This is a genomic window from Pandoraea pulmonicola (assembly GCF_000815105.2).
Lineage (GTDB): Bacteria > Pseudomonadota > Gammaproteobacteria > Burkholderiales > Burkholderiaceae > Pandoraea > Pandoraea pulmonicola.
This window is the reverse complement of record NZ_CP010310.2, coordinates 1,285,082-1,297,765: the sequence shown is the minus strand read 5'-3', so window position 1 is coordinate 1,297,765 and position 12,684 is coordinate 1,285,082. Positions and strand designations below refer to the sequence as shown.

The 12,684-nt window shown below is 67.4% G+C and carries 12 protein-coding genes; 4 read left to right on the top strand and 8 right to left on the bottom strand.

The window, feature by feature from the left end:
- Positions 1–25: 25 nt before the first annotated feature.
- The 3 genes from RO07_RS05830 to RO07_RS05820 form a co-directional block, all read right to left on the bottom strand.
- Positions 26–694, bottom strand: a complete 669-nt coding sequence (locus RO07_RS05830; RefSeq protein WP_052267047.1) for an NHL repeat-containing protein — start codon at positions 692–694, stop codon at positions 26–28.
- A gap of 44 nt (positions 695–738) precedes the next feature.
- The gene (locus tag RO07_RS05825; protein WP_039408884.1) at positions 739–1,959 is read right to left on the bottom strand and encodes a hypothetical protein; all 1,221 of its coding nucleotides are present in this window, start codon (positions 1,957–1,959) and stop codon (positions 739–741) included.
- Between the two features lie 185 nt (positions 1,960–2,144).
- The gene (locus RO07_RS05820) at positions 2,145–2,387 is read right to left on the bottom strand and encodes a hypothetical protein (RefSeq protein WP_039408882.1); all 243 of its coding nucleotides are present in this window, start codon (positions 2,385–2,387) and stop codon (positions 2,145–2,147) included.
- A 236-nt stretch (positions 2,388–2,623) separates the two neighbouring features.
- Between RO07_RS05820 and RO07_RS05815 the strand changes: the two genes are divergently transcribed.
- The 3 genes from RO07_RS05815 (at position 2,624) to RO07_RS05805 (ending at position 5,851) form a co-directional block, all read left to right on the top strand.
- Positions 2,624–3,100: a MarR family winged helix-turn-helix transcriptional regulator gene (locus RO07_RS05815; RefSeq protein ID WP_237171386.1), complete on the top strand. Its 477-nt coding sequence runs from the start codon at positions 2,624–2,626 to the stop codon at positions 3,098–3,100.
- A gap of 43 nt (positions 3,101–3,143) precedes the next feature.
- Positions 3,144–4,898 carry a chloride channel protein gene (locus RO07_RS05810; protein ID WP_039408879.1) on the top strand — a complete coding sequence of 585 codons (1,755 nt, stop codon included), beginning with the start codon at positions 3,144–3,146 and terminating at the stop codon, positions 4,896–4,898.
- A 119-nt stretch (positions 4,899–5,017) separates the two neighbouring features.
- Complete coding sequence (locus RO07_RS05805; RefSeq protein WP_039408876.1) at positions 5,018–5,851, top strand: DUF72 domain-containing protein; 834 nt, start codon at positions 5,018–5,020, stop codon at positions 5,849–5,851.
- A 128-nt stretch (positions 5,852–5,979) separates the two neighbouring features.
- On the opposite strand, the gene RO07_RS05800 is transcribed toward RO07_RS05805, so the two are convergent.
- A complete protein-coding gene (locus RO07_RS05800) occupies positions 5,980–7,359 on the bottom strand; it encodes an MFS transporter (protein WP_039408873.1) in 1,380 nt (459 codons plus the stop codon).
- A 249-nt stretch (positions 7,360–7,608) separates the two neighbouring features.
- Positions 7,609–8,787, bottom strand: coding sequence for a 4-hydroxybenzoate 3-monooxygenase (pobA, locus tag RO07_RS05795; RefSeq protein WP_039408870.1), 1,179 nt, complete (start codon positions 8,785–8,787; stop codon positions 7,609–7,611).
- 278 nt (positions 8,788–9,065) lie between these two features.
- On the opposite strand from pobA, the gene RO07_RS05790 reads away from it, so the two are divergent.
- Positions 9,066–9,995, top strand: a complete 930-nt coding sequence (locus tag RO07_RS05790; protein ID WP_039408867.1) for a helix-turn-helix domain-containing protein — start codon at positions 9,066–9,068, stop codon at positions 9,993–9,995.
- Positions 9,996–10,054: 59 nt separating this feature from the next.
- Here RO07_RS05790 and pcaD read toward each other — a convergent pair whose 3' ends face one another.
- The 3 genes from pcaD to RO07_RS05775 are packed head-to-tail and all read right to left on the bottom strand — an operon-like array spanning position 10,055 to position 12,676.
- Positions 10,055–10,855, bottom strand: a complete 801-nt coding sequence (pcaD, locus tag RO07_RS05785; RefSeq protein WP_335645805.1) for a 3-oxoadipate enol-lactonase — start codon at positions 10,853–10,855, stop codon at positions 10,055–10,057.
- A 19-nt stretch (positions 10,856–10,874) separates the two neighbouring features.
- Positions 10,875–11,300 (bottom strand): 4-carboxymuconolactone decarboxylase, encoded by a 426-nt coding sequence (gene pcaC, locus RO07_RS05780; RefSeq protein WP_039408865.1) that lies wholly within the window; start codon positions 11,298–11,300, stop codon positions 10,875–10,877.
- The gene (locus tag RO07_RS05775; protein WP_039408862.1) at positions 11,297–12,676 is read right to left on the bottom strand and encodes a 3-carboxy-cis,cis-muconate cycloisomerase; all 1,380 of its coding nucleotides are present in this window, start codon (positions 12,674–12,676) and stop codon (positions 11,297–11,299) included. Before RO07_RS05775 ends, pcaC begins: the two co-directional genes overlap by 4 nt.
- Between the last annotated feature and the right edge of the window lie 8 nt (positions 12,677–12,684).

The window sequence follows — 12,684 nt, the reverse complement described above, 5'->3', positions numbered from 1 at the left end:
CCGGAAAATTGGCGCAATTGGTATGTCAGCGCTTCGGATACCGTACGGCGCGCACCTTGCCGCTCGGGCCGCCGCCGCAATAGAAGAGATCGCCGCCGTCGTATTCCAGGCCGCTCACACCGATGCCCTCGGGCATTTCCACGCGAGCCAGGACTTCGCCAGTGACGGGATCGATCTGCCGCAGGCTGCTCTCGTCGTTCTCCCAGGTGCCGTGCCAGAGTTCGTCCTTCACCCAGGTCACGCCCGTCACGAACCGATCGGATTCGATGGTGCGCAGCACGCGGCCCGTCTGCGGATCGAGTTGCAGAATGCGCCGGTCGCGGTACTGGCCGAGCCACAGACTGCCCTCGGCCCAGGTCAGCCCCGAGTGACTGCCGCCCTCGGGTGTGGGAATCGTATGCACCACGCGGCCGGTGGACGGCTCGATCTTGTTGATGCTGCCCTCGGCGACCTGGTACAGATGCGTGCCGTCGAAAGCCGTGCCGGCGTCGCTGGGCGCCTGGACGGTCTGGCGAACTTCGCCGCTGGCGGTGTCGAACGCGATGATGGTCTCGCCGGTCGCGACCCAGACTTTCTGACCATCGAAAGTCACGCCATGGGCGCGTTCGTTGCCCGGGAATGGACCATATTCGCGGATGATGTCCGCGGCGCTCGCAGTGGGCTCGCGAGAAATGCGTTGAAGATTGTTCGTCATGTCAGGCTCCGGTTGTTACGCCGCACTCGGCGTGCAAGACCACTCTAGCCAAACGACCAGCCGGCAGGGAGTAACAAAATCGTCGTGAATTCGGTGAGCGGTGGGGCCGTCCAGCGTCGGGCACGAGCGCGTCCGACGGCGCACACGCGCCCCTGCGCTTCCAGTTCGCCGAGCGCGCGCTGCACGGTGCGCTGGCTCGCGCCGAGTGCGAGTGCCAGCGCGGAAGTGGACCATGCCGCCCCATCCGCGAGGAGCGCCACGATCGATGCCCGCTCGCCGTCGATCGGCGGCAGCAGCAGCGACACCGCTTTCGCCTCGGCCACGCGCAGCGCGAAACCGCGTGCGGTGGCGTCGACGTCGACGATCCCTTTGAGCAAGGTCCGCAGGCGTCCGATCTCCACGCGCAGGCGAGCGCGGTGTGTCTCGTCCGGCCGGTGCAGGCGGAACGCCTCGGCAATCAGCGTTTCGCGATCGACGTCACCCGGCCACGCACGCGCGAGTTCCAGCGCGAGCGTGAACAGCACCGGCCGCTTCGTCAGCGGACGCCAGACGTTGCCGCTGCCGACACCTCGCCGGCAAGCGTCGATCACCACGGTGTCCGAGCGCAGCAGCGCCGCCACCTGCTCGAGGCCGAGCGTGCGCTCGCCGCCGGCCTGCCATTGGCGCGCTGCAGGGCGGGTCAGCGCTTCGCCCAGATTGAGGAGTTCAGCGGTCAGCGCGGGCACGTCGGCTGCCGTCGCCGCGATCCTGGCATGCGAGAGCGCATCACGGGCGGCGTCGATGCGCAGGCTGCGCAGCGCCAGTTCCGCGGCGATCAATGCGTGGACGGCGACGTAGCGCGGCGGCACGCCAGGCAAGGGCGCGGTTCGCAACGCTTGCGCTGCGGCGTCGAGCTTGCCCAACAGCAGCAGGCGACGCACGGCGATCAAGCGCGCAAGCATCGCATTGGATAGATCGGCATGCGCTTCAAGTCGCGCGGCAGCCGTTTGCAGCGTTCGGGGGGAGCCGCCGAGATCGCGCATGGCGAGGGCGACTTCGGCGTCGGCAACGACACACCGTGCGCGGGCGAGCGCCTCGTGCGATCCGAAGCCGCGCGCGGCGCGCTTGAGCAGTTCGCGCGCACGCACATACTCGCCGAGTTGCGCCATGGCGATACCGCGCAATGCGAGGGCCGGCGGGTCTTCGCGGAGCGCGACGCGGCGCAGCGCGCCGAGCGGGTCGCCCGCGGCCAGCGCGCGGGCGGAAGCGGCAATGAGGGCATCCATCGCGCGATGTTACCTCGCGGGCATGGGCGGTGCGACGACGCGTGCAATGCAGCACGGTGCGATGACCTCGGTGCCCGTGATGCCTGCGGCCGCGTTCCGCCACCTGCACAATGGAGCACTCGTGCCGGCATCACACTGCGCAGCACGTCATTCGTTCATTCGCTCGATGATCTGCGCCGGCGTGATCAACGCGGCTGAGAGGCCGCATCCGACCGGCAATCGTCAGCGCGGCAGGAAGACGGCGAACCGCGCGCGTGCGCGGCGGCGCCGGACGAGGTGCCCTGACGTCCGAAACCGATCTGCTGAAATACGCCGCCACCCAGTTCGACACCGGTGGCGTAGTGATAGGCGGCAACCGTAGAGCCGAGTGCCACCGATAGCAACAACAACGTTCCCGTGCGCCAGCGGCGCCGGACCGTGGAAGCCATGTCTCCTCCCTGTCAGAGGTCGGCCCGCTCGGACGACGCTTGTCACCGGTGGAAGAAGATGACCAGCACTTCGCAAGCATCTCGGCGGGGATCGAGTTCCAGTCACTGCTGAGTCTCGTTTTTTCGCGATTCTGCACGCACTACGCCCGCTTTGTCATCCCGGCTATCCCTAAGATACTCAAAAATATCGCAGTATGATGTATTTTTCGGTTTTCGAACCCTCAACCCATTCCGTCATGTCGCAGCCCCCTTCCCCGCACCGCCCGGCCGCGCCGCCGCCATCCGCCGATGCGTCGAACGCACCGGCGAGCGCCTCCGCGCTGACCAAGAGCGATTTCGAAGCGCTCTCCGAGTTTCGCTATCGCCTGCGCCGCTTCCTGAACTTCAGCGAGACGGCCGCCCGCGAAGGAGGCATCACGCCGCAACAGTATCTGCTGCTTCTGCACGTGAAAGGCATACCGGGACGCGAGTGGGCGTCGATCAGTGAATTGGCCGAGCGCCTGCAGGCGGTCCATCACAGCGTGGTGGCCCTCGTGGCGCGCTGCGAGAAGGCGGGGCTCGTCTCGCGCCGCCAGAACGAGAGCGACCGGCGGGTCGTGGAAGTGCATCTGTCGGCGGCGGGCGAAGCCTGTCTGTCGAGCCTCGCCGCCCAGCACCGCAACGAGTTGAGCACTTTCGCCGACATCTTCCATATTCGCGGCGTCCATATGTAATCACGGCATCGTCATGGCATCCGCTCCCAACACCACCACACCCATGAGCGCGCCCCCTCACGCGCGCGACTTCTCGCGCTCCCCAGGCCTGCCGCGTCTCATCGCGCTGGCCGCCGTCATCGGCTTTTGCGGCGTGCCCGCCGCCTGGCTGCTGCTGAACCTGATCCAGGGCTTCACCAACCTGTTCTTCTACCAGACGCTGTCGTTCGCGCCGCGCTCGCCCGCGAATCACACGCTCGGTGCACTCGTCATCGCGCTACCGGTCATCGGCGGCCTGATCGTGGGCGGCATTGCCCGCTTCGGCAGCGACAAGATTCGCGGTCACGGCATCCCCGAGGCGATCGAGGCCATCCTGTTCGGCAAGAGCAGGATGTCGCCGCGCGTGGCGGTCCTCAAGCCGTTGTCCTCCGGCATCGTGATCGGCAGCGGTGGCCCGTTCGGCGCCGAAGGTCCCATCATCATGACCGGCGGCGCCATCGGCTCGCTCATCGCCCAGTACTTCCATCTGAGCGCCGCCGAGCGCAAGACGCTGCTCGTCGTAGGGGCGACCGCCGGGATGACCGCCGTGTTCGGCACGCCGGTCGCGGCCGTCCTGCTGGCCGTCGAACTGCTGCTCTTCGAATGGCGTCCGCGCAGCCTGCTGCCGGTCATCGTCGCGTGCGCGGTCGCGGGCTTCGCCCGGCCGCTGCTGCTCGACGCCGGTCCGCTGTTCCCGATGGCCACGCCCGCCGTCGAGCCCATCGCGCTCGTCTCCTGCCTGATTGCCGGTCTGTGCGCGGGCGCGCTGTCGGCGGGCATGTCGCGCGCGCTCTACGCCGTTGAAGACGGCTTTCACAAGCTGCCGGTCCACTGGATGTGGTGGCCCGCCATCGGCGGCCTCGCCGTGGGTATCGGCGGCTATCTGCAACCGCGCGCCCTGGGCGTGGGCTATGACGTCATCGCCGACCTGCTGGCCGGTCACTTCGCCCTGCACGCCGCGCTCGCACTGCTGCTCGTGAAGGCGACCATCTGGGCCATCGCGCTCGGTTCGTGCACCTCGGGCGGCGTGCTCGCCCCGCTGCTCATGATCGGGGCCGGACTCGGCACGCTGCTCGCGCCCATGCTGCCGGGCGGCGACATCTCGCTGTGGGCGCTCGTGTGCATGGCGGCCACGCTTGCCGGCGTGCTCGGCGCGCCGCTCACGGCCATCGTCTTCGCACTCGGCCTCACCCACGACGTGAACGCCCTGCTGCCGTTACTGCTGACCTGCGGCGTGTCGTACGGCATCACGATCTGGATCATGCCGCGCTCGATCATGACGGAGAAGATCGCGCGACGCGGACGCCACGTCCATCGCGAATACGGCGTCGATCCGCTCGAGCGCCTGCACGTCGCCGAGCTGATGACACGCGAGCCGGTCGCGCTCGACGCCGACATGTCGATCGAGGACGCCGCACAGCAAGCGTTCGGCGCCACGCAGATCCATCGCGCCTATCCGGTGGTCGACGCCGCACATGGCGTGCTCGGCATGGTCGATCGGCAAGCGCTGCTGCGCGCGCAGGCTCAAGGTGCGCAGACGTTGGGGCAACTGTACGGCGTGAATCCGCCGCTCGTGGCGCTGCCCTCGGAGACCGGGCGCATCGTGTCCGCGCGCTTTGCGGCCCATCAACTGGAACGCTTGCCGGTGGTGAGCGACGCCACCTCGCGCAAGCTCATCGGCATCATCAGCCGCAGCGATCTCGTCAAACCGGCCGAGCACTGGCGATCCGAAGAAGAGGTCCGCGAGCGCATGCTTCATCTCGGACGCCGACGCAGTTGACCGTCCCCCGGCGTGCGTCACACACACCGTTGACGCGCGCCGGGTCGTTGCTTCACCATCGAGGCTTCATCCCTCCCCAACGCGCACGCCCGCGTGCGCCATTCACGACGGCAGCGACGATGGCAGTGACGAAAACCCCGAAGGCATCGACTCCCGCAGGGCGTATCCGCATCGGCATCGGTGGCTGGAACTTCGCCCCCTGGCAAGGCACGTTCTACCCGGAGAAGTGGCCCAAGCGCCGCGAGCTCGAATACGCCAGCCGGCATCTCACCTCGATCGAAATCAACAGCACGTTCTACGGCTCCCAGAAGCCGGCCACGTTCCGCAACTGGTTCGACGAAACGCCCGACGACTTCGTGTTCTCCGTCAAGGCGTCGCGCTACGCCACGCACCGCCGCGTGCTTGGCGAGGCCGGCGAATCGGTGGCGCGCTTCTTCGACAGCGGCGTACTCGAGCTGGGAAAGAAGCTCGGTCCGGTGAACTGGCAGTTCGCGCCGACCAAGACCTTCGACCCCGAAGACTTCGAACACTTCCTGAGCCTGTTGCCGACGACGGCCAACGGCCACCCGATTCGCCACGCGCTCGAAGTGCGCCACGAGAGTTTTGCCGTGCCGGCATTCATCGCGCTGGCGCGCAAGTACCAGATGGCCGTCGTGCTCGCGGGCGACGCCAAATTCCCATGCATCGCCGACGTCACCGCGCCGTTCGTCTACGCGCGGCTCATGGGGACGGAGGAACGCTACAAGCTCGGCTACGCCCCGAAGGCCATGGCGGAATGGGTCGAACGGGCGCAGACGTTCGCCAGGGGCGACGTACCGAAGGGACTCGACACGGTGGGCGACGCACCGCCGAAAGTTGCACACCGCGACGTCTTCCTCTATGTCATCAGCGGCTTCAAGGAGCGCAACCCGGCCGCCGCGATGGCGATGATCGACGCGCTGGCCAAGGCTTAGGGGCCAAGCCCCAAGTCAGCGGGCCGAGCCGCCGAACGTCCGCAAAAAAAACGCGGCGCACATTCGCATGCGCGCCGCGTCGGGTACCGCGAGTGCGACGGTCGATCGGTTCGCCGCCGACCGATGCGTCAATGCATGGCGGCGGAGTTGCGCGCGTCGTTGCCCGACTGTGCCGCCAGATTGCCCGTCGCACGCTCCCAGGCGTTCTTCGCGAGCAGCGCGATGGTGGCGATCACGGCGGGAATCGCGAGCAGCGAGAACGTCGCGGAGAAGCCGAGATGGCGGCGCATCAGTTCCGCACCGAGCAGCGCCCCGGCGATCCCGCCAAAGCGACCGATGCCAAGCATCCATGCCACGCCCGTGGCGCGTCCGTGCGTCGGATAGAACATCGCGGCGAGCGACGGCATCGACGACTGCGCACCGTTCATCGCCGTCCCGCCAAGGAAAATCAGCGTCACCAGCATGCCGATGTTGCCCATCGCCTGCCCGACCCCATACACGAGCACGGCCGTCAACGCATAGCCCAGCGCCACCACCTTCTGCGCGTTGAACCTGTCCATCAGCCAGCCCGACAGAATCGTACCGATGCCGCCGCCGAGCGGGAACAGTGCCGTGATCAGCGCGGCGCGCTCGATGGTGAAGCCGGCGTCCTTGAACAGAATCGGCATCCAGCTCGTGAGCAGATAGAAGATCACGAGCCCCATGAAGTACGTGAGCCACAGCATCAGCGATCCGAAGCCGTACTGCCGGGAGAGCACGACACCGATCGCCGAGCCGGCACGCCGGGGCGCCGCTTCGATGACGGTAAAGACGCTCACGCCGTCGAGCGATTCGCCGGAGATGCGCGACAGGATGCGGCGCACGCGCTCCACCGGCTTCTGGCGCACCACGAGAAACTTCACCGACTCGGGCAGGCACAGCACCAGCAGCACCGACAGCACCAGCGGCAGCACGCCGCCAAGCACCAGCACGCTATGCCAGCCGAAGTGCGGAATCAGCCACGACGCCACGAAGCCGCCGACCGACGCACCGAGCGGGAAGCCGCAGAACATCGTGTTGACGATCACCGCGCGGCGCGCTTCCGGGGCGAACTCGGAGATCAACGTGACGGCGTTCGGCATGGCGGCGCCGAGGCCAAGGCCGGTCAGGAAACGCAGCAGCGTGAGCGTCTGGAGATCCTGCGCGAAGGCCGTTGCCAGACTCGCAATGCCGAAGAACACGACCGAGAGCACCAGCATCGTCTTGCGGCCAAGGCGATCGGCCAGCGGCCCCGCGAAGATCGCGCCGCCAGCCAGGCCGAAAAGCGCGGCCGAGAGCACCGGGCCGAGCGAACCCTTGTCGATGTGCCATTGCTGCACCAGCGACGGCGCGATATAGCCGATGGCGGCGGTATCGAAGCCGTCGATGGCCACCACGAAGAAACACAGGATCAGCACCAGCCATTGATAGCCGGAAAACCGGTGTGCGTTGATGTAGGCGGGCACGTCCACCGTGCGCGAATGTGTCATGAATCTGTCTCCTGGGGGCGTCGCCGCCCCGCCTGTCATTCCGTTCTTATATTGAGATCCGGCGCCACCGGCGGACGCCCGTGCGTCGGGGGACGGAGGACGGGTGTTGGGGGCATCGAATTCTGCCGCTACTGTACGTGTTTCGCCCGTCCGCCAAAATGATCTTTCGTCAGGCCATCCATAACGGGCGGTTATGCTCCGGTCGTTGCCGGCGGTTATAGCATAGTCGCGCGCACCGGCTCGTGCGCGTCAGGCCAGCGGCAGTCCGACGTAGTTCTCGGCCAGCGTGAGCGACGCGGCGCGCGAGCTCACGACGTATTCCAGTTCGGCACGCTGCATCTGCTGTTCGAACGGCGAGGCGTCGTCGAGCCGGTGCAGCATGCGCGTCATCCAGTACGAGAAGTGTTCCGCGCGCCAGACGCGCTTGAGCGCCGCCTCCGAGTAGCCACGCAATCCGGCCTCGTCGTCGCGACGGAAGAAATCGTCGAGCGCCCGCGCAAGACGCCACACATCCGCCACCGCCAGGTTCATCCCCTTCGCCCCCGTGGGCGGCACGATGTGTGCCGCGTCGCCGGCAAGGAACAGGCGGCCGTGCTGCATCGGCGTGGCCACGAAGCTGCGCATGGCCACCACGTTCTTCTGAAAGATGCGGCCTTCGGTCAGGCGCCAGCCGTCGTGGCTCTCGGTGCGCGTATGCAGTTCGTGCCAGATGCGCTCGTCGCTCCATTGCTCCGCGCGCTCGCTCGGATCGCACTGGAAATACATGCGCTGCACCGTCGGCGAGCGCGTACTGATGAGCGCGAAACCGCGCTCGTGCGCCGCGTAGATGAGTTCGTCCGACGACGGCGGTGCTTCGACGAGCACGCCGAACCAGCCGAATGGATACACGCGCTGGTATTCCTTGCGCACCGATTCGGGCATGGCCGGACGGCACACGCCGTGAAAGCCGTCGCAGCCCGCGATGAAATCGCACGTGAGGCGATGCGCCTTGCCGCCCTCGGTGAACTGCACACTCGGTCGTGCGCTGTCGATGCCGTGCACCGAGACGTCCGACACGTCGAACAGAATCTCGCCTTGCGCCGCTTCGCGTGCCGCGATCAGATCCTTGATGACTTCGTGCTGCGCATAGACGGTGATCGCGCGGCCGGTGAGTTCGGTGAGGGCAATGCGATGACGCTCGCCGCCGAACGCCAGCTCGATGCCGTGATGCACCGCGCCTTCGCGGCGCATGCGCTCGCCCACGCCCGTCTCGTCGAGGATGTCCATCGTGCCCTGCTCGAGCACGCCGGCGCGAATGGTGGATTCGACCGATTCGCGCGAGCGCGATTCGAGCACGATCGATTCGATGCCCTGCAGATGCAGCAGATGGGAAAGCAGCAGGCCGGCGGGACCGGCGCCGACGATGACGACGGGGTAATGGGTACGCATGGTTGTCTCCTGAAATCGACGCGCCCCTCGTCCGGCGAACGATTGCCGGGCATCTCGCGACGGGAGAATGGCTGCCGTGCGGATTGCATTTCTTGGCTGCATTGCGCACGCTGCACCAACTTAGGACTGCGCGTAAACGAGCATGCCGAAAGATCGGTTCACGCCTTGTCACGAGGGGCGAATGCGTCATATCTTATGGAGCGCACGCGTTGCGTTGAATGGATGAATCGACGACTTTCTTGTACTTTTTCGACAACCTCACCCAAGGGAAAACCAGTATGTCAGTCGCCTCATCCCGGCCGCGCGCGGCGCGCGAGACGATTCCGGAATTCTCGCTATATGGCGAGTTGACCGGAACCGACAGCGCCGACTTCGTCCATATCGAATGGATCGAGACGCGCAGCCGCCTGTACGACTGGCACATCGACACGCACCGGCACCTGGGACTGTTCCAGGTGCTCGCGATCTTCGAAGGCACCGTGGAGGCGAACGTCGACGACGCGACCTGGGAAGTCGAAGGCCCGGCCGTGATCACGGTGCATCCGTCGGCGGTACACAACTTCCGCTTCTCGCGCGGCGCACACGGCTTCGTGCTGACGATGGCGCAGAGCGTGCCGTTCGACGCGGCGCTCGGCGTCGATGCCGATATGGAGTCGCTGCTGAGCAAGCCGTGGCTCTTCGCGCTGGGCGACGCACCGCAAACGCGCGACCGTCTCTACACCCTGCTTGGTCTGATCATGGACGAGTTTTCGCGCCCGCAGCTCGGGCACGCGGAAATGGTCGGCTGGCTCACGCGCAGCGTGTTGCTGCTGCTCGCGCGCCTGCACGCGCATCATGACTCGGCGAGCCGCGCAGGCCGCACGGAACTGGATCTGTTCGCACGCTTTCGCGCGCTCGTGGAGACGCACTACACCGAGGCGTGGTCGATTCCCGCCTACGCCGAGCGGCTGCACGTGACCGAAAGCAAGCTCAATCGCCTGTGCCGACGCATCGCCGGCAAGTCGGCGTTCGATCTCGTGCAGGACCGGCTGATGCTCGAAGCGCGCCGCAAGCTCATCTACATCCCCGCGCCCGTCTCGCACGTGGCGTACGAGCTGGGCTTTCAGGACCCGGCGTACTTCTGCCGCGTGTTCAAACGCCACGTGGGCGTCACGCCGTCCGCCTTCCGACGCACGGCGCAACACACGCATCTGGGCGACGATGCCTGACGGGCCGCCCCTCCCCTGCACGCTCACGAACTTACCCGCGAACCTGCCGGTCCGCCGGTTTATGCGCTGGCCGGCGCCTTGCCCTGCAGGAACGCCAACAGCGCTTCGGTCACGGCCGCCGCGCATTCGATGTTCGACAGATGCGCGCCCGGCACGATCACCTGCCGCGCGCCCGGAATGCGCTCGACCATGGCCGTCGACATCGCGGGGGGCGTCGCCAGATCGCCAGCGCCGGTGACGATGAGCGTCGGCGCCTCGATCGAGGCAATCTCGTCGAGCTGGTTCATGTCGCGCACGGCGGCGCATGCGGCAGCGTAGCCCTGCGGCGAGAGCGAGCGGAACATGGCCTTCATGCGCTCGATGGTGGCCGGTTCGCGCTCCGCATACGCCGGCGTGAACCAGCGTGCCACGACCGCGTCCGTCACCGCGCCCATCCCTTCGGCCGTCACCGCACGAATGCGCGCGTTCCAGCCGTCCTCGCCACCGATGTACGCCGACGAGCACACGATGGCCAGACGTTCGAGGCGCTGCGGCGCATGGATGCCCAGCCACATGCCGGTCATGCCGCCCATCGACACGCCCGCCAGGCTCGCGCGGCCGATCTCGAGCGCGTCGAGCAGCGCAATCACGTCGCGTCCCAGTTGGTCGATGGTGTACGGGCCCGGCGTTGCCGACGAGCCACCGTGCCCACGCGTGTCGTAGCGGATCACGCGGAAGTCGCGCGCGAGCGCGCTCACCTGCGGCGCCCACATGTCGAGCGTCGTGCCCAGCGAGTTGGACAGTACGAGCGCCGGTGCGCGCGCGTCTCCGTCGATGGCCACCCGCAGCGTGGCGTCGCCGATATCGATCAATCGTTCCACGGTTATTGCCCTCGCCTCCTCATTCCTGTGCGCCATCGCGCGCGCGGGTGGTGGAGCCCGGATCGGCCGCTTCCATTTCGGCGAAGACTTTCTCCGCGTCGTGGATCGCCTGATTCGCGGCGGGCAGACCGCAGTACAGCGCGGCGTGCAGGAACAGCTCCTTCATCTCGTCGCGCGTCACGCCGTTGTTGAACGCGGCGCGCACGTGCATGCGGAATTCGTCGCCACGATTGAGCGCGATGAGCAGCGACAGCGTGATCATGCTGCGCATGTGGCGCGTGAGGCCCGGACGCGTCCAGACGTCGCCCCAGGCGAAGCGCGTGATGAAGTTCTGGAAGTCGTCGTTGAACTCGTTGCGACGCGTGAGCGTGCGATCGACGTGCGCGTCGCCCAGCACGGCGCGGCGCACCTGCATGCCGTTGTCGTAGCGTTCCTGATCGTTCATTGGGATTTCCTGCCGTTTTGGGTTTGCGGCGCCATCGCGGCGTCGGCGTGCGCCAGCACGCGGCTCACGAACGTCTCGGCGGCGCCCAGGTAGTGTTGGGGATCCGTCAGGCGCGCAAGCGCCTCGGCGGACAGAAGCTGCGTGATGGCCTCGTCCTCGCGCAGCACGTCGAGCAGGCTGCGCTGCTGCGCGAGCGCGTCGCGGCAGCGCGCCTCCACGCGACGATGGGCCTCAAGCCGGCCCATCGATTCGGCCAGCGCCATGGTGACCGCTTCCGCCATGATGAGTCCGTGCGTGATGTCGAGATTCGCGCGCATGCGGGCGGTGTCGACCGTCCAATCTTCGACCAGCGTGCACGCCGCGGCCAACGCACCGCCGCACAGCATGAGCAATTCGGGCAACGTCTCCCATTCGGCATGCCAGGTGCCCAGTCCGCGTTCGTGATCCTGCTGCATCGCGCCGAACAGCGTGGCGGCGAGTTGCGGTGTGCGCGCCGCCGCAGCCAGAATCGACGCGCTGCCGACCGGATTGCGCTTGTGCGGCATGGTCGACGACCCGCCACGCCCCGGACCGGAGGCTTCCGCGATCTCGCCGACTTCGGTCTGCGTGAGCAACGCCGTGTCGCGCGCGAACTTGCCGAGCAAGCCGGTGAGCGACGCGGCCCAGCTCCCCACGCGCACGATGCGATCGCGTTGACCATGCCAGGGCGTCGCCGCCTCGTGCAGATGGAGATGGCGCGCGAGCGCCGCCGCGACGGCCGGCCCCTGCGTGCCGAGCGACGCCAGCGTACCCGCCGCGCCGCCGAACTGCACGCACAGCGCCTGTTCGCGCACGCTCGCGAGATCGGCGCGAGCGCGCAGCAGCGCGTCCAGCGTGCCGGCGAGCTTGAGGCCGAACGTGATCGGCAACGCGTGCTGCAGCCACGTGCGCCCGATCATCACCGTCGCGCGATGCGCGCGCACTTGCTCGGCGAGGCGTTTGATCAGGATGTCGAGGTCGGCGCCAAGGTCGTCGAGCGCGCCGCGTACCTGCAGGACGAGGCCGGTGTCGATGGCGTCCTGACTGGTGGCGCCCCAGTGGACGAAGCGCGCGGCATCGGCGTCGCGTGCACTCACGCGGGCGGTCAGTTGCTTGACGAGGGGAATGGCGAGGTTGCCCGCGTGCGCCGCGTCGTCGCGCAGGGCGGGCCAGTCGAGTTCACTCGCCCGGGCGGCGGCGGCAATGGGCGCCACGGCGGCGGCGGGAATCAGACCGACGTCGGCTTCGGCCGTGGCGAGCGCCACTTCGAAGTCGAGCATGGCCTGCAATGTGGCGTCGCGCGAAAAACGATTCGCCACGGCAGCGCCGCGCAGCAAGGAGTCAAGCAGTTCCGTCATCGGTAATT

Bases quoted from the DNA above. Each gene is read 5' to 3' on its own strand.
- RO07_RS05810 (WP_039408879.1), top strand. From the start codon at position 3,144: ATGAGCGCGCCCCCTCACGCGCGCGACTTCTCGCGCTCCCCAGGCCTG.
- RO07_RS05800 (WP_039408873.1), bottom strand. From the start codon at position 7,359: ATGACACATTCGCGCACGGTGGACGTGCCCGCCTACATCAACGCACAC.
- RO07_RS05830 (WP_052267047.1), bottom strand. From the start codon at position 694: ATGACGAACAATCTTCAACGCATTTCTCGCGAGCCCACTGCGAGCGCC.
- RO07_RS05825 (WP_039408884.1), bottom strand. From the start codon at position 1,959: ATGGATGCCCTCATTGCCGCTTCCGCCCGCGCGCTGGCCGCGGGCGAC.
- RO07_RS05805 (WP_039408876.1), top strand. From the start codon at position 5,018: ATGGCAGTGACGAAAACCCCGAAGGCATCGACTCCCGCAGGGCGTATC.
- pcaC (WP_039408865.1), bottom strand. From the start codon at position 11,300: ATGAACGATCAGGAACGCTACGACAACGGCATGCAGGTGCGCCGCGCC.
- pobA (WP_039408870.1), bottom strand. From the start codon at position 8,787: ATGCGTACCCATTACCCCGTCGTCATCGTCGGCGCCGGTCCCGCCGGC.
- RO07_RS05775 (WP_039408862.1), bottom strand. From the start codon at position 12,676: ATGACGGAACTGCTTGACTCCTTGCTGCGCGGCGCTGCCGTGGCGAAT.
- RO07_RS05815 (WP_237171386.1), top strand. From the start codon at position 2,624: ATGTCGCAGCCCCCTTCCCCGCACCGCCCGGCCGCGCCGCCGCCATCC.
- RO07_RS05820 (WP_039408882.1), bottom strand. From the start codon at position 2,387: ATGGCTTCCACGGTCCGGCGCCGCTGGCGCACGGGAACGTTGTTGTTG.
- RO07_RS05790 (WP_039408867.1), top strand. From the start codon at position 9,066: ATGTCAGTCGCCTCATCCCGGCCGCGCGCGGCGCGCGAGACGATTCCG.